The organism is Azospirillum sp. FG154 (assembly GCF_057809575.1).
In genome coordinates, this window is sequence record NZ_JBMDKF010000004.1 from 38,548 (window position 1) to 56,761 (window position 18,214).

Consider the following 18,214-nt stretch of genomic DNA (forward strand, 5'->3'; position numbering starts at 1 on the left):
CGTCAGCGGGCCGAGGCGTGATCGGGGCGCTGGTCGTCCAGCCACGCGCACAGATCCGCCACCTCTCGCTGAACAAAGGCGTCGTCGTGAAAGGCGTTGGCCAGCACGGCCACGCCTTGACTGCGGGCAAGCAGGCTCATGGCCAGATCCTCGGCCTCTTCCGCGCGGCCAAGGGCGGCGAACTGCCGCGACAGCCAGTCACGGAACAGGATGAAAAGCCCCGCCGCCGCGACCTGCGCCGGGTGTTCGAGCTTCGCCAACTCGCCGCACAGCGTGCCAATCGGGCAGCCACGACGCATGATCGCCGTCTGATTCGTCACCAGGATGCCGATGAAGCGGCGGATGCGGTCGGCGGGGGAAGCGCCCTCGCTCTCCCATCGCTCCAGCGTTTGCTGAACGTTGGCGCGACGTCGGGCGATGACCGCGTCGAGAATCTCGTCCTTGGTCTTGAAATGATAATAGAAATTGCCGCGCGAGATCCCCACGGCGGCGGCGATGTCGGCGAAAGACGCATGGTCAAATCCCCGTTCATGGAACAGCCGGTCGGCTTCTTCGACGATCTGTTCGCGGGTGGTCGCGCCGTTCATTCCTGCCCCTTGGTTTGACCAAGCTCTCGGACAATTGTCCCAATCGAACAATAGGACAATCGTCCGAGAGAGGTCAAGACCGATCAGGCGGCGGCTTGCGCCGTTTCAGCGGCGACCAGATCGGCGATGCTGACGATGGGCAAGCCATGCTCGCGGGCGAAGACCACCAGATCGGGCAACCGCGCCATGGATCCGTCCAGGTTCGTCACCTCGCACAGCACCCCCGCCTCTGTCCGTCCGGCCCACCGCATCAGCGCGATGGTCGCCTCGCTGTGGCCCCGGCGGACGGCAAGACCGCCGGGATGGGCGCGGATCGGAAAGACATGGCCGGGGCGGGCCAGATCCTCCGGTCGGCAATCGTCGGCCACCGCCGTTTTGACGGTGACGACCCGGTCGGCGGCGGACACCCCGGTGGTCACGCCAACCCGCGCCTCGATCGACACGGTGAAGGCGGTGCCAAAGCGCGAGGAGTTGGACGCCACCATCGGCGGCAACTCCAATCTTTTCAGACGCTCGTCGGTCAGGATCAGGCAGACGATCCCCGAACAGGTTCGGATCAGCAGGGCCATCTGCGCGACCGTCAGGCTGTCGGCGGGAAAGATGACGTCGCCTTCGTTTTCGCGGTCCTCATCGTCCACGACGATGACGCCGCCGCCGTTGCGGACGGCCTCGACCGCGCGGGCGACCCGCTCCTGCGGATCGCCGAAGGGGCTGAGCAGGCTGTCTTGGTGGTTGATCTGATTCATGTCACTCACTCCTGGATTGGGCGAGCCTGAATCAGGGCGCAAAAGAGGGTTCGGCGCGCCAAGGTTGAGGCCCCGGAACGCCGCGCGCGGATCCGCGACGACGCCCACGCGCAGCTGCGCGGACGCCTTCGAGATCAGCTCATTCTCTTCCATCCAGACTGTGACTGTCGGCCCCGGCGTCGCACCGGATCTGCTGACCCCACCGCCACGGGGGCGATGGGCGCTCGCGGGCTGCCCGTTCGGAAGAACGGAATACCGCCGGTCGGGAATTTCACCCTGCCCTGAGAACAAGCGTATGGACGCCGCCCCACAAGGGACGGCACCCTTGCGTAACCGGACGGCTTGGCGCCTGTCAACGGTTCGACGACGCGCGGGAGCATGGCGGAAAACGGATGACGACGCCGATCTACCTTGACCATCTGGCCTCGACGCCGCTCGACCCGCTGGTGTTGGACGCCATGCTGCCGTGGTTTTCCCCGGCGGCGGTCGGCAACCCGCAGGCCACGCACCGACCCGGCTGGCGCGCCGCCGACGCCATCGAAACCGCGCGGGCGGAGGTCGCCGCCCTGATCGACGCGCCGCCGGGCGCGGTTCTCTTCACCTCCGGCGCGACGGAGGCCAACGCGCTGGCCCTGCTGGGCGGCGCGGCGCCGGGCGCGGCCTGTCTGGTTTCCGCCGTCGAGCACGCCAGCGTGTTGGGCTGTTTGCCGGAATTGCGGCGGCGGGGTTGCCCGGTGACGATCCTGCCGGTGGATTCCGACGGGCGCCTCGCCCCGGCGACGCTGGATGCGGCGCTTGAGAGCGCGCAGGGCCGCGCGCCCGGCCCGGCGCTGGTCTCCGTGATGGCGGCGAACAACGAGGTTGGGACGCTCCAACCCTTGGCGGAATTGGCCGCCGTCGCGCGGGCGCGCGGCGCGCGGATCCACAGCGACGCGACCCAGGCGGCGGGCGGCGGCGGGCTGTCGATGGACGGGCTTGGCCTGGATTTTCTCAGCCTGTCCGGCCACAAGCTGGGCGGCCCGATGGGGATCGGGGCGCTGGCGGCGCGCGACGGGGCGGCGCTGCGCCCGCCATCGGCGGGGGGCGGACAACAGCGGGGCTTGCGCCCCGGCACGCTGCCGACGGCGCTCTGCGTCGGGTTGGGCGCGGCCTGCCGCTTGGCCCGCGACCGCGCGGCGGAGGACTCCCGGCGGATCGCCTGGTTGCGCGAACGGCTGTGGTTCCTCCTGTCCGCCGCCTTGCCGGGGCTGCGCCGCAACAGCCCGGCGGATGGGCTGCCGGGTTGCCTGAGCGTCACCCTGCCCGGCCTGGACGCCGCCGATCTGCTGCTCGGCCTGCCCGATCTGGCCTTGTCCACCGGATCGGCCTGCCACAGCGACGCGGCGGAACCCTCGCACGTCCTGCTGGCGATGGGCCGGTCGGTAGAGGAGGCGCACGCGACCTTGCGCTTCGGTCTGGGCCGCACCACCACGGCGGACGAGGTGGAGCGCGCCGCCGCTCTGCTGATCGCGGCGATTATGGCCGATTGAGCCAGCGACCTTTCAGCCCCTTCCCCCCGCACGGGAAACGGGTAGGCTGATGGGACGACATCACCCTGGAAGGCGTTCCGCCATGACCGACAGCCCGGCCTTTCCCAAAGATTTCCTGTGGGGGGCCTCGACCTCCGCCTATCAGGTCGAAGGCGCGGCGAAGGAGGATGGCCGCGCGCCCAGCGTCTGGGACAGCTTTTGCAACCTGAAAGGCCGGGTGGACAATGGCGAGAACGGCGACGTCGCCTGCGACCATTACCACCGTTACGCCGACGACGTCGCCCTGATGGCCGGTCTGGGGTTGGACGCCTACCGCTTTTCGGTGTCCTGGCCGCGCGTTCTGCCGCGCGGGCGCGGCGCGCCCAACGAGAAAGGGTTGGATTTTTACGACCGGCTGATCGACCGATTGCTGGAATCGAAGATCGAACCCTGGCTCTGCCTGTATCACTGGGATTTCCCCCAAGCTTTGCAGGATTTGGGCGGCTGGTCGAACCGCGACAGCGTCGGCTGGTTCGCCGATTACGCCGCGCTCTGCGCCAAGCGCTACGGCGACCGGGTGAAGCGCTGGGCGACGGTGAACGAATTTTCCGTCTTCACCCTGTTCGGCTACGCCTTTGGCTGGGGGGCGCCCAGCGTCGCCGACCGGGCGGTTCATCTGAAGGTCATCCACCATGTCAATCTCGCCCATGGCGCGGCAGTGGATACTCTGCGGGCGCTGGTTCCCAACGCCTCCATCGGCGCGGTGCACAGCGTCCAGCCGATGCGCCCGGAAACCGACAAGCCGGAGGATGTCGAGGCCGCCGCCCTGTTCGACGAGCATTGGAATTGGGCCTTCCCCGATCCCCAACTGCGCGCCCATTACCCGCCGCGCGTCGCCGCCGCCATCGAACCCTACGTCCAACCCGGCGACATGGCGCGCATCGCCCGCCCGGTGGATTGGTTCGGGCTGAATCACTACGCCCCGGTCTATGGCCGCAAGGACGACAGCCTGATCTGGGGCTTCGGCTTCGGCTCGCCGCCGCCCGAAATGCCGCGCACCGACGTCGGTTGGCCCTATGACCCCAGCGCCTTCCGGGATGTTCTGCTGGATCTGACCAAGCGTTACCGGCTGCCGATCTATGTGACGGAAAACGGCTTTGGCACGAAGGCCGACGAGACGCCCGACGCCGACGGGCGGGTGATCGACGACGCGCGCGTCGCCTATCTGCGCGACTGTATCGGCATGATGGGCCGGGCGCGGGCGGAGGGGGCCGACGTGCGCGGTTACTTCGTCTGGTCGCTGCTGGACAATTTTGAATGGGGCGGCGGTTACGGCACGCGGTTCGGCATCGTCCGCGTCGATTACGCGACGCAGGCCCGCATCCCCAAGGAGTCCGCCCGCTGGTACGCCGATCTGATCCGCCAATCCCGCAATCCGGGGTAGACCTCTCGCGCCGCACGCCGAAGCGCGCATGATTTTTGCGCGCACTGCCAACAATCCGCATCGCCATGCCCAGATGACCGCCAACCCGGCCCCAACGCGCACAATCCTTCGCGCGGGTTCGGCGCACACTCGGTTCAACGCACCAAAGAACCGAGGGACGAGACATGGACGGCATGGCGGGCGGCGGCCTGTGGGACGAACCGGCGCGCATCGACCAGAGCTATCGCCTGGACGACCGTTACACCCGCGCGCAAGGGCAAGTGTTCCTGACCGGCACGCAAGCGCTGGTGCGCCTGCTGTTGCTCCAACGCGACCGCGACCAGCGGGCCGGGCTGAACACCGCCGGATTCGTCAGCGGCTATCGCGGCTCGCCGCTTGGCGGGCTGGACATGGCGCTGTGGCAGGCGCGCCCGCATCTTGACCGCCACGCCATCACCTTCGTTCCCGGCGTCAACGAGGATCTGGGGGCCACCGCCGTGATGGGCAGCCAGCGGGTGGAATCCTCCGGCGAGGCCACCGTCGATGGCGTGTTCGGCCTGTGGTACGGCAAGGGGCCGGGGGTGGACCGGGCGGGCGACGTGCTGAAACACGCCAACGCCTATGGAACCTCCCCGCGCGGCGGCGTGCTGGCCATCGCCGGGGACGATCACGGTTGCGTGTCGTCGAGCATGCCGCACCAAAGCGATCTGGCGATGGTCGCCTGGTCGATGCCGGTCCTCAACCCGTCGGGCGTGCGCGAGTATCTTGATTTCGGCCTCTACGGCTACGCCCTGTCGCGCTTTTCCGGCTGCTGGGTCGGCTTCAAGGCGATTTCCGAAAGCGTCGAGAGCGGGGCGACCGTCCAGCTTCCTCCGCTCGACGCCGCTTTCGCCCCGGTTGATGTCACCCCGCCGCCGGGCGGCCTGCACAACCGCTGGCCCGACCTGCCCAGCCTGCGGATTGAGGAGCGTTTGACCGCCAAGATCGCGGCGGTGAAGGCCTTCGCCCGCGTCAACCGCATCGACCGGACGGTTCTGGGCCGGGGTGGCTGGCTGCGCGTCGTCACCACCGGCAAGGCCCATCTTGATCTGATGGAGGCCCTGCGCCTGCTGGGGATCGGCGAAAATGAGGCGGCGGAGATCGGCCTGTCGGTTTACAAGATCGGCCTGTCCTGGCCGCTGGAGCCGGACGGCGCCCTGGCCTTCGCGCGCGGGGCCGAAGAGATTCTGGTGGTCGAGGAAAAGGCCCCGCTGGTCGAAGGGCAGCTCAAGGATCTGCTCTACCATCTGCCCGACGGCGAGCGCCCGCGCGCGCTGGTCGGCAAAACCGACGAGGCGGGCGCGCCGCTGCTGCCCGCCACCGGGGAGCTTCGCCCCTGGATCGTCGCCAAGGCGCTGGTCGAACGGCTGCGCCGCCGTGTCCCCGACCATCCCGTCGTCGGCCATGCGACCGACCGTCTGGCCGCCCTCCTGCCCGCCGACGCCATCGCCAAGCCGCCCGCCATCCGCACCCCCTATTTCTGCTCCGGCTGCCCGCACAACACATCGACCAAGTTGCCCGACGGCAGCCAGGCGTTGGCCGGGATCGGCTGCCATTTCATGGCCTCCTGGATGGACCGCGACACCGTCGGCCTCGCCCAGATGGGGGGCGAGGGGGTGAGCTGGGTCGGGCAGGCCCCCTTCTCCACCCGCCCGCACATCTTTCAAAATCTGGGCGAAGGCACCTATTTCCATTCCGGCAGTCTGGCGATCCGGCAGGCCGTCGCCGCCAACATCAACATCACCTACAAAATCCTGTTCAACGACGCCGTCGCCATGACCGGCGGCCAGCCGGTGGACGGCCCGATTTCCGTGGACGCCATCACCCGGCAATTGAGCGCGGAGGGCGTGACCCGCATCGCCCTGGTCAGCGACGCGCCGGAACAATACGGTCCACGCTCCGGCCTCGCCCCCTTCACCACCATCCATCACCGCGACGATCTCGACGCCGTGCAGCGCGAGTTGCGGGCGATCCCCGGCGTCACCGCGTTGATTTACGAACAGACCTGCGCGGCGGAAAAACGCCGCCGCCGCAAGCGCGGCACGCTGGAGGATCCCGCCCGCCGTCTGGTCATCAACGACCGGGTGTGCGAGGGTTGCGGCGATTGCGGGAAGAAATCAAACTGCCTGTCGGTGCTGCCCAAAGCCACGGAGTTCGGCGTCAAGCGCCAGATCGACCAATCCAGTTGCAACAAGGATTACTCCTGCGTCGATGGCTTTTGCCCCAGCTTCGTGTCGGTGATGGGCGGACGTCTGCGCAAGCCCGACCCGGCGGCGGTCGCCGCCCGCTTCGCCGACGCGCTGGCCGCTCTGCCGCCCCCCTTGCCGGTCGCCGCCGATGACCCGGCGGAGATCCTGATCGTCGGCGTCGGCGGCACTGGCGTCGTCACCATCGGCGCGCTGCTCGCCATGGCCGCGCATCTGGAGGGCAAGGCCTCGTCGGTGTTGGATTTCATGGGCTTCGCGCAGAAGGGCGGCGCGGTGTGCAGCTTCCTGCGGGTGGCGCGCAATCCGGCGCGGCTGCATCAGGCCCGCATCGACCCGGCTCAGGCGCAATTGGTGCTGGCCTGCGACACCATGGTCGCCGCCGCGCCCGACGCGCTGCGCACGGTGCGGTTGGGGCGGACGCGGGTGATCGCCAACGCCTATGTCGCGCCGACGGGGGCCTTCACCCGCGATGGCGCCAAACTGCCCGACGCCGACGCCCTGCTGCGCGCCCTGCGCCGCGCCGCCGGGCCGGATCGGGTGGAGGTGGTGGACGCCAACCGCCGCGTCGCCGCGCTGTTCGGCGACAGCATCCTCGCCAACGTCTTCCTGCTCGGCTACGCCTTTCAAAAGGGGCTGTTGCCGGTTGGGTTGGAGGCGCTGACCCGCGCCATCGAGTTGAACGGAACCGGCGTCGCCGCCAACCAGCGCGCCTTCGCCTTTGGCCGCCTCGCCGCCCACCAGCCCGCCGCCTTGGCCGATCTGGGCGCGGCGGAGGAGCCGCCCGCCGCCGATCTGGCCAGCCTGATCGAACGCCGCGCCGATTTCCTCACCGCTTATCAAGACCGCGCCTACGCCGACCGTTACCGGGCGTTGGTCGAACGCGCCCGAAGGGCCGAGGCGCGCGTCGCCCCCGCCTCCACCGCGTTGGCCGACGCGGTGGCGCGCGCCGCCTTCAGCCTGATGAGCTGCAAGGACGAATATGAGGTGGCCCGCCTGCACGGCGACCCCGCCTTCCTCAAAAGCCTGCACGACCAATTCGAGGGCGATTGGACCCCGGTCTTCCACCTCGCCCCGCCGCTGCTGTCCCGCGCCCGCAACGCGGCGGGCGAGCCGCGCAAGCTGGCGTTCGGGCGCTGGATCCTGCCGGTCTTCCGGGGGCTGGCCCGCTTGAAACGGCTGCGCGGCACCGTCTTCGACCCGTTCGGCCATACGGACGAACGCAAGATGGAACGCGCCCTGATCGCCCGCTATGAAGCGACGGTGGCCGACATCGCCGCCACCCTGACAGCGGATCGCCTGCCGCTCGCCGTGGAGCTTGCCGCCCTGCCGCTGGAGATCCGAGGCTTCGGCCCGGTCAAACAGCGCGCCGTCGCGGCGGTGGAACCGCGCTGGCGGGAATTGACGGAACGGCTGCGCGCGGGAGGGGAGAAGGCGGCGGCGTGAGCCAGAGTCTCGGCGGCGCCCAAAAAGTACGGGAAACCCGTATAGTGATGTTGATCGCAGTACGGAAAGCCCGTATGATGGGGCGTCAATACGGAATGTCGTCATGTTCTGCTGGGATGAAACGAAGTATCTGAGCAATATTGAAAAGCACAAGGTCAGCTTTGATCTTGCTTCTTTGCTGTTCAAGAACATCGTCGCGGAATTGGACGACACCCGGAGCGAGTATGGGGAACGACGGATCAACGCCTTTGGCTACGTCGATGGGCGGATGTTCGTCTGCACCTACACCCCTCGGGCAGGGTGGCGGCATATCATCTCGCTGCGCAAGGCCAGCAAGAAGGAGGTCAAGGATCATGGCTGACAAGGATCTGACGGATCGGGAGCGCGCCGCTATTGCGGCGACCGATTGGGCTGCGATTGACGCGATGACCGACGACGACATTGCGCGCCAGATTGCCGAGAACCCCGACGCGGCGCCCGATCTGTCGGACGCCCCCCCCTCGGCCATTCGGCCGGTCCACCCAGCGGGCGGAGTGAACGTGCGCGGCATTCGGTTCAAGCTCCGTCTGACGCAACGCGAGTTCGCCGAACGCTTCGGGTTCACTTTGGGCGCGGTGCGCGATTGGGAACAAGGCCGCTTTCAACCCGACTCGGGCACTCGCACGCTCCTGCTGCTGATCGAGGAAAACCCGGATTTGGTGGCGTCGGTCGTAGCGCGCGCGGCTGCCTGATTTTCTTCTGGCGTCAAACATCCGTAACAGGAGCCGCTGTCGCGAAAGGGAGAGGGAAAATCCGCCAATTCAGCCCCCTCACCCGCCGCGATAGCGCCAGGGCGTGCCCAGGGCGGCGGCGTCGCGGTCGCGCAGGAGGGCCACGGCGGCGTGGGAGGGGGAAAGTTCGCACACCGGGTCGGCGGCGCCGGCGTCGCCCGCCAGCGCCAGCGCCTGACAGCGGCAGCCGCCCCAATCCTCTTCCCGGTCATCGCAGGATTGGCAGGGTTGCGGCATCCAGGCGGTGCCCCGGTAATGGGCGAAGGCCGGGCCGTCGCGCCAGATGTCGGACAGGCTGCGGTCGAACACCGTCTCAAAGCTCAGGCCGGGGATGGTTTCCGCCGCGTGGCAGGGCAGAACGCGCCCGCCCGGGGTGACGTTCATGAAACGCCGCCCCCAGCCGCCCATGCAGGATTTCGGGCGGCGGGCGTAGTAATCGGGAACCACGTAATCGACGACCAGCCGCCCGGCCAGTTCCGGCAACCGGGCGCGCACGGCGGCGTCCATGGTCAAGAGCTGCTCGCGCGAGGGCATCAGCGCCGCGCGGTTTTCCAAGGCCCAGCCGTAATATTGGACGTTTGCGATCTCGATCCGCCCGGCGCGCAGTTCCAGCGCCCGGTCGATGAAGGCGTTGACCCGTTCGATGTTGTGACGGTGCAGAACCGCGTTGATGGTCAGGGCCAACCCGCCGTCCACCACCCGCCGCGCCGTGTCCAGCTTGCGGGCGTGGCCGCCGCGATAGCCGCCGATCCAGTCGGCCCCCTCCGCCTCGCTGTCCTGCAAACTGATCTGGACATGCTGCAACCCGGCGGCCTTCAGCCGCGCCAGCCGTTCCGCGTCGAGCAGCACGGCGGACGTGATGAGGTTGCTGTACAGCCCGGCCTCGGTCGCGTGGGCGACCAGCTCCTCCAGATCCTTGCGGACGCAGGGTTCGCCGCCGGAAAAATGCACCTGCAAGGCCCCGGCGTCGGCGGCCTCGTCCAGCACCCGTTTCCAGGTGGCGGTGTCCAGCTCCGCGCTCGCCGGTTCCAGCGTGACGGGGTTGGAGCAATAGGCGCATCGCAGCGGGCAACGGTGCGTCAGTTCGGCCAGAACGGCGAAGGGCGGCGCGGGTTCGGCGGCGGTCGCCAGGGACGGCAGGGCGCAGGTCATGCGGCGACATACCCCTTGTTGCGCAGATCGTTGAGCAGGTCGAGCACGTCGGCGGCGATCTCGCCGCGCGGGGCGTCATACTCCGCCGCCAAGCGGTCGATGGCGCCGCCCACATCATCCTCGGCCCCCGTGCAGGCGCGCAGCACGGCCAGCGCCATGTCGTCCAGCACCAAAAGCCGTTCCGGGGCCATCAGCATCCATTGGCCGCGCCGACGGTCATGCCGCAGCATCACCCCCGCCGCCAGCCGAACGCGCGCCGCCTCGTCGATGAGGGCGGCGGCGCTCACCGCCGGTACTCGGTCGGCGCCATGTCGTCGGGAACGAAGGCGCCAGGCGGAATCAGGTTCGGCGTGACGTAGGCGTGGTGCAGCGCGTCCAACTGCGCCCACAACAGTTCGGTCTTGAAGCGCAGGGCGCGCAGGCATTGTTGCTGCTGTTCGGCGGTGCGCGCGTTGGTCAGCACGTAATTCAGGCCGAACTCGACGTCGCGCGGCGCTTCGTCCAGCCGCTTGCGGAAATAGGACAGCGTGCTGTCGTTGGCGAAGGCGTAATTCTGCTCGAACCCGGCGATGCGCTCGCGGTGGATGGCCGGGGCGAACAGCTCGGTCAGGGAAGACGCCACCGCCTCCAACAGCGAATGGTCGCGCACGAAATGGACGTAGGCGTCCACGGCGTAGCGGGTGGCCGGAAGCAACCCGTCGAGCGAGCGCACGTAATCGCGGTCCAGCCCCAGCCCGTCGGTCAGCCGCAACCACCGTTCGATGCCGCCGACCTTGGTTTCGTCCAAGGCCCCGGTCTGGGTCAGCCCGTCATGGTCCAGAACCCGCTGCATCCAGGCCCGGCGCAAAGCCGGATCGTCCATCCGCGCCATGATCGTCAGATCCTTGCGCGGGATCGACACCTGATAATAGAAGCGATTCAGCGCCCAGGCCTGGATCTGCCCCTTTTTCAAACCGCCGCCGTGCAGCAATTGATGAAAGGGGTGCAGGTCGTGGTATTGCCGCGCGCCGATGGCGTGCAGGGCATCGCGGAAGGCGTCAACCGACAGGAAATCGCTCATAACGTCAGCTCCAGCCCATCCTGGGCGATGCGCCAGCCCGCCGCTTCCGCCTCCCGCCGTTCGGGCGAGTCCTCCAGCAGCGCGGGGTTGGTGTTGTTGATGTGGATGTAGATTTTCCGGGCGATGTTCAGGGGCGCGAAGGCGGCCAGACTGCCGTCCGGCCCCGACATCGCCATGTGCCCCATGCGGGCCGCCGTCTTCACGCCGGCGCCGCTGCGGATCATCTCGTCGTCAGTCCAGGTCGTGCCGTCGAACAGCGCCAGCGGCGCGCCGTAAAGCCGGTCGGCCAGCCAACCCGGCAGCGCGGCGCAGCCGGGAATGTAGAAAAACCCCTCGCTCGACCCGTCCGTCGGGCGGACGCGCAGAGCCACCGTGTCTTCGGCCACCGACCCGAAGGAGGGACCGGCGGCCTCATCCTCCAGATACAGCGCCACCTTGCCGGGAACGGCGAAGGCCTCGATCTCCAGCCCCAGCGGAACGCCGTCGGCGTCGGCGGGCTGAAAGGGCGCGCCAAGGGTCATGACCCGGCGCGGGACCAGGGCCGGGTTCAACACGTTGAACACCGAATTGGCCGCCAGAACGCTCTGAACCCGCGCCGTGGCGTAAACCGCGAAGGGGTGGGATTCCCGCAGGGTCAACAGCCCGGCGACATGGTCGATGTCGGCGTTGGTCAGCACCGCCGCCGCGATCGGGTTGCCGCGCGTATGAGGAAGCGGCGGATGCAGCGCGGGCGAGGCCAGCAGTTGCGCCCCCAGATCGGGCGAGGCGTTCAGCAGCGCCCAACGCTCGCCGTCGGCGCTGACCGCCAGCGAGGATTGCGTGCGCGGCTTGGCCGCCGGGTCGCCGGATCGGGCGCGGCGGCAGCCGACGCAACCGCAATTCCACTGCGGAAACCCACCGCCCGCCGCCGAGCCAAGGACGAGAATTTTCATGGGAGCGGCCTTTGAAACCGGCGTGTTGGGGGAGCGCGCGAAGAGGGGTGGACGCCGCGTCCGGTTCCAGCCGGAAAGCCGGTCACAGCGTCCGTGTCATCCGGCTGTGGTTACAGCGCGGCGCAGGCGTAGGCGTTGATTTCCGTGCCGACGGCGATCTCGGTGGTCTTCGGTTTGCGCCAGGACTTCATAGCGGTTTCTCCCACGATCTGACTGTTGCCGACCAGGATGATTGGTCGGTCGTCATACTAGTGGGCGGGGGCCGGATCCCGCCATGATACCATGGTGCAATAGGGGGCTTTAGGGGCCGTTTTCAGGGGCCGGGAAGCGGCGTCGCCTCCTCGCTCGGCAGACCGGCTTCCAGCCAGCCGTCGATCCCGGCGGGGAACCAGTAAACCCGCGTGTGGCCCAGGGACAGCGCGCGTTTGGCGGCGTTCCAGGACAGCCAGCAATCCGACAGGCAATAGAACAGCAGCCCGCGCGCCCGGTCGCCGCCGCTCAAACGGTCGAGATGCTGTTGAAACCACGCCAAAGTGGCCGGATCGGGCGCGCCCAGCCCGACGTTGGGCAACCAGACGCCGCCCGGTATCTGGCGGTAGGGCTTCGACAGCAGCCAAGGCGCGCCGGGCAAGGTCGGGCTGCGGTCCAGCCGTTGGACGAACAGCGGCAGCGCCTCCCCCCGCTCCAGCAGGGCGCGCACGCCGTCGGCGTCGAGCGTCACGGCGCCCGTCAGCCCGGCGGGGGTTGGCGCGCGGTAATCGGACAGGCGGTAGCCCGTCGGCTCCTCCACCGGCGCGGCGCGGGCGGGCGGGACCGCCGCCAGCGCCAGAACCACGCACGCCGCCCGGCCCATGACCTGAATTGGCCATCCAGCAACCATCACCCATCCCCCCTGAGAGTCACGTCACGCCAACAGACGAAAAACGGGGTCGGCGCGCGCCAGCAGATCGGCGCGCAGCGCCTCGATCATGGCGTCGTCGCGGGCGGCGCGCGGCGTGGCGATGGGGATCTCCGCCGCCACCCGGCCCGGCGCCGGGGCCAGAATCAGCAAACGGTCGGCCAGCGCCAGCGCCTCGCGCAGATTGTGCGTGACCAGCAGCGCGGTTCTGGGCCGCCCGTCCAGCACCCGCGCCAACAACGCGCGCAACCGCTGGGCCGTCACCTCGTCCAGCGACACCAGCGGCTCGTCCAGCAACAGCAAATCGGGATCGACGACCAAGGCCCGCGCCAGCGCCGCCCGCCGCGCCATGCCCAGCGACAAATGCCCCGGAAAACGGTCGGCCAACGCCGACAGATCCAGCAACGCCAGCGTGGCGTCGATCCGGGGATCGCGGCGCAACGCGCGCGGCAGGGCCAGCGCCAGATTTTGCCGCACCGTGCGCCAGGGCAACAGGCGCGGCTCCTGAAACACCATGCCAATCCGGGGTGGACGCCCGTCAGGGCTGGGCGCGACGCTCAGCGTTCCGGCGAAATCACGATCCAGCCCGGCGACGATGCCCAGCGCCGTGGTCTTGCCGCAGCCGGACGGGCCGACCAGGGCGACCACCTCCCCCCGCCCGGCGGTCAGGGCGAAATCGCGCAGCGCCTCCACCGCGCCGAAGCGTTTGGAGCGGATCTCAAGCCTCAGCATGCGACCGCCGCCAGCGCGAACAGCGCCGCTCGATGGGCTGCAAGACGCCATATTCCAGAAGCAGGATGACGGCGACGAAAGCGACGCTGTAGGCGAGGATTCCGGCGACGTCGAAGGTCTGGAACAGCAGATTGATCTGGAACCCCACACCGTCGCCGCGCCCCAGCAGCTCGACCACCAGCACGATCTTCCAGATCAGCGCCAACCCCGACCGGGCGGCGGCGGCGATGGTCGGGGCCAGATGGGGCAGCAGCACATGACGCAGCCGGTCCAGGCGCGACATGCGGTAGACGCGCGCCATCTCGATCAGCCCCTCGTCGATGGTTCGCGCGCCCGCGCGGACCAGAACGATGGTGTTGGGGATCTTGTTGACCGCCACCGCGCCCACCGCCGCCGCTTCGGTCAAGCCGAACCAGACATAGGCCAGAACGATCACCACCAGCGCCGGAAGATTGAGGAAAAACACCAGCCACGGCCCGAACAGCCGGTCGCACAGCGGCGAACGCCCCATCGGCACGCCCAGCGCCACCCCGACCGACAGGGCCAGAACGAAGGCGGCGAGAACCCGCAGCAGGGTGACGCCCAGATGATGGAGCAGCGCGCCGCTTTCCGCCTCGCGCGCCAAGGCCAAGGCCACCGCCCCCGGCGTGGGCAACACCCGTCCGCCGCCCCAAAGCGCGGCGACCTCCCACAGCCCCAGCAGCAGGGCGAGCGACAGCGGGGGAAACAGGGCGCGCGGCACGCTCATGGGCCAAGGTTGGGCCAGAAAACCCCGTCGGCGATGACCGGCGAATCGCCGACCAGATCGCGCCCGCCCAAACCGGCCAACAGCGTGTAAAGCCGGGCCGCCGCCGCTTGCTCCTCCGCGCCCCAGCGGCGGGGAATCCCCTCGCGGTAGCGGTCGCGCAGACGCAGGCGCACGGTTTCGTTTTCCGCCTGCATCAGCGGAGTCAGCCGGTCCCAAGCGGCGTCGGACTCGGCCAACAGGGTTTTGGCCCGCGCCGTCGCCCGTTGGAATCCGGCGAGCGCCGCCGGGTTCTTCACCGCCCACGCCTCGCGGAAGACATAGCCCAAGGCGGGAACCTCCGCCGACAGGCCCAGCGCCGCCAGCAGATCGGCGACGTTCGCCACCACCCGCATGCCTTCGGCCTCCAGCCGCGCGGCGAAGGGCCAGAAGGTCAGCACGGCGTCGAACTCGCCATCGGCCAGCTTGCGGTTCAGCAAGGGCGGGGCGGCGAAAAAGGCTTGCGCATCGCGTTCCAGCGCCAAACCATGCCGGTCGCGCGCCGCCGCCTTCAACAGCAGCCAGCTTTTGTCCAGCGGACTGCCCGCAACGCCGACGCGCTTGCCCTTCAGATCGCCCACCGTTCGGATCGACGACGCGTTGGGAACCACCAGCGCGCCGACCGCCGTCGAATAGGGGATGAAGGACAGCGCGGTTCCCGCCGCCCGCATCCGCGAGGCCCACAGCCAATCCGACACGATGACGTCCACCGCCTCGGCCTGAAGCGCCACCTGCGTCGCCGGGTTGCCCGCCAGTTCGACCAGTTGCAGGGTGATCCCCGCCTCGTCGTCGAAATGATTGGCGCGAACGGTGTCGAGTTCCCATGTCGCCGTGCCGAACTTCAACACGCCGACGCGAACCACAGGCCGATCCGCCGCGCCCGCCGGGCCGACGCGCAACGACAGGACGACGAGCAACAACGCCGCCACGCCCACCAGCCAACGCGCCCGCGCGGGGATCCTCATGCCGTCACGCCCGATCCAACCGAAGCCGCTCAATCATCGTAGGTTCCGGCCCCGACGATGTAACCGCCGTCGCGGGTGACGTAGGAATGCTTGTGCTCGACCTTGTTGGTCTGGCGGTTCAGCCAAACATAGTCGATCACCGCGTTCGGCTTGTCCTTGGTCTCGGCGATCATCGCCTGGACGATGGGCTTGCCTTCGGCGTCCTTCAGGTTGGCGGCGTCGGTCCCGGCCAGACGCGGGTTGCCGCCCGAGGCGACGTAGCGCCCGGCCCCGTCAAAGACGAAGACATACAGCTCGCCCCGGCGGAAATTGCCCTTGGCGTCGTGAAAGGCCTTGGTCGCTTCCTCCGGCCCCTTGGCCTTCAGATAGGCGACGGCCTCGGCCACCAGCGCCTTGGCCTGTTCGGGCGTGGCGTGGTCGGCGGCGTGGACCGCCGACGCGCCCATCAGAAGGGCGAGCGACAGCGCGGCGGGGGCGAGGCGGGAAACGGCTTTGCGAAGCATGGCGAACCCTTTCAAAAACAGACGGTCGGATCGGTCGGCGCGCGGCGTCAGTCGGCGCGCACGGTGTCGAGCCAGGAGCGGATCGACCACAGCGCCTCTTGCCCCAGCGCGTCGCCGAATTGCGGCATGTAGGTCACGCCGTTGCGGATCGAGCCGTTGATGACCCGTTCCTTGAACCATTCGTCCCCGGCGTCGTCCTTTTCCAGATAGCGCAGGTCCGGCGCGATGCCGCCCGACACCGCGCCCAGCCCGTGGCAGCGCGCGCAATTCTGGTTGAAGGCCGACGCGCCGATTTCGATGGCGCGCGGGTTGCCCCGATAGGGGTTGCTGTCCTTCCATTTGGCCCCAAGCTTATCAAGCCCGGTGGTGTCCACCGCCTGCGGCGTGACGTCGCCATGGGCGAAAACTGCGGTCGAGGCGCTCGCGCCAATCAAGAAGGCGGCAACGGCGATCTGGCAAAGCCGGGTGTTCATCGGTCTGGCGTTCCTTGTCGTGCGTGGTCGCTTTTCAGCGGTCAGGATCATGTCCAGAATTTACCAGCGCCACGGTCTTTTCTTAATTGGACTATGGTATGATTTTCCGTTCATCGGATAATTCTTGTTCTTTTCATGCGTTGCGGCGGACCGAACGAATCCGGCCCGCCGCGACGCTCACAACAAGCCCATTGCAACCAGACGGGGGATCACGCCTTGGGCAGCTTGAAGACCCAGAGCGAGCCGCCCTGGTTGATGTCCTTCACCAGCTTGGCGACGTCGCCGCCCCACAGCGGCACCGCGCCGCCCCAGCCGGACACGACGGCGACATACTGCTCGCCATCCATCGTCCAGGTGACGGGGCTGCCGACCACGCCCGAGCCGGTCTGGAACTTCCAGACTTCCTTGCCGGTCTTGGCCTCGAACGCCTTCAGGAAGCCTTCCGGCGTGCCGGTGAAGACCAGGTTTCCGGCGGTGGTCAGAACGCCGCCCCACAGCGGGGCCGGGTTCTTGTATTCCCAGACGATCTTGCCGGTCTTCGGATCGATGGCGCGCAGGGCGCCGATGTAATCGTCATAGAGCGGTTTGATGGTGAAACCGGCGCCGAGATAGGCCGCGCCCTTCTTGTAGGTGATCGGCTCGTTCCAGATGTCCATGCCCCACTCGTTGGCCGGGACATAGAACAGATCGGTCTGCGGGTTGTAGGCCATCGGCATCCAGTTCTTCGCGCCCAGGAAGGCGGGAGCCGCGAAGACCGATTTGCCCTTGGCGTCGTGCGCCTCGCCCTGCGTCGGGGCGCCGGGACGGTTGTCGTCGTTGTAGACCGGACGTCCGGTCTTCACGTCGATTTCCTTGGCCCAGGTGATCTTGCTGACGAAGGGCGAAGCGTTGATGAGCTTGCCCGTCGTCCGGTCGATGACGTAGAAGAAGCCGTTGCGGTCGGCCTTGCCGCCCGCCTTGATGATCTTGCCGTCCTTCTTCAGATCGAAGGACACGAACTCGTTCACGCCGTCAAAGTCCCAACCATCGTGCGGCGTGGTCTGGTAGTGCCACTTGATCTCGCCATTGTCGGGATTGATCGCCAGAGTCGAGGCCGTGTAGAGATTGTCGCCGGGGCGCAGGTGCGAGTTCCACGGGGCCGGGTTGCCGGTGCCGAAGAACAGCGACTTGGTTTCCGGGTCGTAGGTGCCGCCCAGCCACGTCGCGCCGCCGCCGGTCTTGTAGAGGTCGCCCGGCCAGCTCGCGTTCAGCGTGCCGGTGACGGTGGACTCCTTGCCGTTCAGCGTCCCCATGTTGCCTTCGACGGTCGGGCGCTGCCAGATCAACTCGCCGGTCTCGGCGTCGCGCGCCTCGACCATGCCGACCACGCCGAACTCGCCGCCGGAATTGCCGGTGATGATCTTGCCGTCGACGATCAACGGGGCGGCGGTGTTGGACGCGCCCTCTTTGTATTCGGCCAGCTTTTTGTTCCAGATCACTTTGCCGGTTTCGCGGTTCAGCGCGACCAGACGGGCGTCGAGCGTGGCGAAGTAAATCTTGTCGCCCAGAATGGCGGCGCCGCGATTGACCACGTCGCAGCAGGGCATGATGCCGTCGGGCAGACGATGGTCGTATTGCCACTTCTTGTGGCCGGTGCGCGCGTCCACCGCGTAGAGGCGGGAGTAGGAGCCGGTGACGTAGATCGTGCCGTCATAGATGATCGGCTGAGCTTCCTGCCCGCGCTGCTTCTCGCCGCCGAAGGAGAAGGACCAGACCGGGACCAGCTTCTTGACCGTGTCGGGATTCAGATCGGTCAACGGGCTGAAGCGCTGGGCCTGCGGCCCCATGCCGTAGGTCAGCACCGAATCGGTGGTCGTGGCGCTTTTCAGCAAATCCTCGCTGGTCGGGCCGCCAGCGGACGCGGCGGTCATCCCGGCGGCGGTCATCGCGACGGCCAGGGCGAATGTGGATACCAGACGCTTCATGATGTGGTTGCCTCCCAAGACTGGTGGT

19 protein-coding genes and 1 riboswitch are annotated in these 18,214 nt (G+C 68.2%); of the genes, 5 read left to right on the forward strand and 14 right to left on the reverse strand.

All coding sequences use genetic code 11. The features are described 5' to 3' along the window. Positions 1–2: 2 nt before the first annotated feature. Both ACODS4_RS06140 and ribB read right to left on the reverse strand, forming a co-directional pair. The gene (locus ACODS4_RS06140) at positions 3–587 is read right to left on the reverse strand and encodes a TetR/AcrR family transcriptional regulator (RefSeq protein ID WP_488861734.1); all 585 of its coding nucleotides are present in this window, start codon (positions 585–587) and stop codon (positions 3–5) included. 83 nt (positions 588–670) lie between these two features. Further along, positions 671–1,333, reverse strand: coding sequence for a 3,4-dihydroxy-2-butanone-4-phosphate synthase (ribB, locus tag ACODS4_RS06145; protein WP_488861736.1), 663 nt, complete (start codon positions 1,331–1,333; stop codon positions 671–673). A 137-nt stretch (positions 1,334–1,470) separates the two neighbouring features. Beyond that, a riboswitch (FMN riboswitch) is annotated at positions 1,471–1,626 on the reverse strand. 99 nt (positions 1,627–1,725) lie between these two features. Between ribB and ACODS4_RS06150 the strand changes: the two genes are divergently transcribed. From ACODS4_RS06150 to ACODS4_RS06170, 5 genes are all read left to right on the forward strand, one after another. Next, on the forward strand, positions 1,726–2,862 hold the full coding sequence (locus tag ACODS4_RS06150; RefSeq protein WP_488861738.1) for a cysteine desulfurase family protein: 1,137 nt from the start codon (positions 1,726–1,728) through the stop codon (positions 2,860–2,862). Between the two features lie 82 nt (positions 2,863–2,944). Then, positions 2,945–4,285 (forward strand): GH1 family beta-glucosidase, encoded by a 1,341-nt coding sequence (locus ACODS4_RS06155; protein WP_488861740.1) that lies wholly within the window; start codon positions 2,945–2,947, stop codon positions 4,283–4,285. A gap of 164 nt (positions 4,286–4,449) precedes the next feature. Next, positions 4,450–7,953, forward strand: a complete 3,504-nt coding sequence (locus ACODS4_RS06160) for an indolepyruvate ferredoxin oxidoreductase family protein (protein ID WP_488861742.1) — start codon at positions 4,450–4,452, stop codon at positions 7,951–7,953. Between the two features lie 103 nt (positions 7,954–8,056). Continuing rightward, a complete protein-coding gene (locus ACODS4_RS06165; RefSeq protein ID WP_488861744.1) occupies positions 8,057–8,314 on the forward strand; it encodes a BrnT family toxin in 258 nt (85 codons plus the stop codon). Next, complete coding sequence (locus ACODS4_RS06170) at positions 8,307–8,684, forward strand: helix-turn-helix domain-containing protein (protein ID WP_488861746.1); 378 nt, start codon at positions 8,307–8,309, stop codon at positions 8,682–8,684. Before ACODS4_RS06165 ends, ACODS4_RS06170 begins: the two co-directional genes overlap by 8 nt. Positions 8,685–8,762: 78 nt before the next feature. On the opposite strand, the gene pqqE is transcribed toward ACODS4_RS06170, so the two are convergent. The 12 genes from pqqE to ACODS4_RS06230 all read right to left on the reverse strand — a co-directional run bounded on the left by pqqE (position 8,763) and on the right by ACODS4_RS06230 (position 18,186). Beyond that, positions 8,763–9,875, reverse strand: coding sequence for a pyrroloquinoline quinone biosynthesis protein PqqE (gene pqqE / locus ACODS4_RS06175; RefSeq protein ID WP_488861748.1), 1,113 nt, complete (start codon positions 9,873–9,875; stop codon positions 8,763–8,765). Next, positions 9,872–10,162, reverse strand: a complete 291-nt coding sequence (gene pqqD / locus ACODS4_RS06180; RefSeq protein ID WP_298376377.1) for a pyrroloquinoline quinone biosynthesis peptide chaperone PqqD — start codon at positions 10,160–10,162, stop codon at positions 9,872–9,874. The genes pqqE and pqqD overlap by 4 nt, the downstream gene beginning before the upstream one ends. Beyond that, a complete protein-coding gene (pqqC, locus tag ACODS4_RS06185; RefSeq protein WP_488861751.1) occupies positions 10,159–10,935 on the reverse strand; it encodes a pyrroloquinoline-quinone synthase PqqC in 777 nt (258 codons plus the stop codon). The genes pqqD and pqqC overlap by 4 nt, the downstream gene beginning before the upstream one ends. After that, on the reverse strand, positions 10,932–11,867 hold the full coding sequence (gene pqqB / locus ACODS4_RS06190; RefSeq protein ID WP_488861753.1) for a pyrroloquinoline quinone biosynthesis protein PqqB: 936 nt from the start codon (positions 11,865–11,867) through the stop codon (positions 10,932–10,934). Before pqqB ends, pqqC begins: the two co-directional genes overlap by 4 nt. A gap of 110 nt (positions 11,868–11,977) precedes the next feature. After that, positions 11,978–12,058, reverse strand: coding sequence for a pyrroloquinoline quinone precursor peptide PqqA (pqqA, locus tag ACODS4_RS06195; protein ID WP_119831334.1), 81 nt, complete (start codon positions 12,056–12,058; stop codon positions 11,978–11,980). 122 nt (positions 12,059–12,180) lie between these two features. After that, positions 12,181–12,747 (reverse strand): rhodanese-like domain-containing protein, encoded by a 567-nt coding sequence (locus ACODS4_RS06200; RefSeq protein ID WP_488861755.1) that lies wholly within the window; start codon positions 12,745–12,747, stop codon positions 12,181–12,183. Positions 12,748–12,771: 24 nt separating this feature from the next. Then, positions 12,772–13,497 (reverse strand): ATP-binding cassette domain-containing protein, encoded by a 726-nt coding sequence (locus ACODS4_RS06205; protein ID WP_488861757.1) that lies wholly within the window; start codon positions 13,495–13,497, stop codon positions 12,772–12,774. Next, entirely contained in the window at positions 13,484–14,245 is a 762-nt protein-coding gene (locus tag ACODS4_RS06210) for an ABC transporter permease (RefSeq protein WP_488861759.1), read from the reverse strand. Before ACODS4_RS06210 ends, ACODS4_RS06205 begins: the two co-directional genes overlap by 14 nt. Continuing rightward, entirely contained in the window at positions 14,242–15,246 is a 1,005-nt protein-coding gene (locus ACODS4_RS06215) for an ABC transporter substrate-binding protein (RefSeq protein WP_488861761.1), read from the reverse strand. The genes ACODS4_RS06210 and ACODS4_RS06215 overlap by 4 nt, the downstream gene beginning before the upstream one ends. A gap of 29 nt (positions 15,247–15,275) precedes the next feature. Then, positions 15,276–15,749: a cache domain-containing protein gene (locus ACODS4_RS06220; RefSeq protein ID WP_488861763.1), complete on the reverse strand. Its 474-nt coding sequence runs from the start codon at positions 15,747–15,749 to the stop codon at positions 15,276–15,278. A 47-nt stretch (positions 15,750–15,796) separates the two neighbouring features. Then, positions 15,797–16,222 carry a cytochrome c-550 PedF gene (gene pedF / locus ACODS4_RS06225; protein ID WP_488861765.1) on the reverse strand — a complete coding sequence of 142 codons (426 nt, stop codon included), beginning with the start codon at positions 16,220–16,222 and terminating at the stop codon, positions 15,797–15,799. A gap of 209 nt (positions 16,223–16,431) precedes the next feature. Beyond that, positions 16,432–18,186, reverse strand: coding sequence for a methanol/ethanol family PQQ-dependent dehydrogenase (locus tag ACODS4_RS06230; RefSeq protein ID WP_488861767.1), 1,755 nt, complete (start codon positions 18,184–18,186; stop codon positions 16,432–16,434). Between the last annotated feature and the right edge of the window lie 28 nt (positions 18,187–18,214).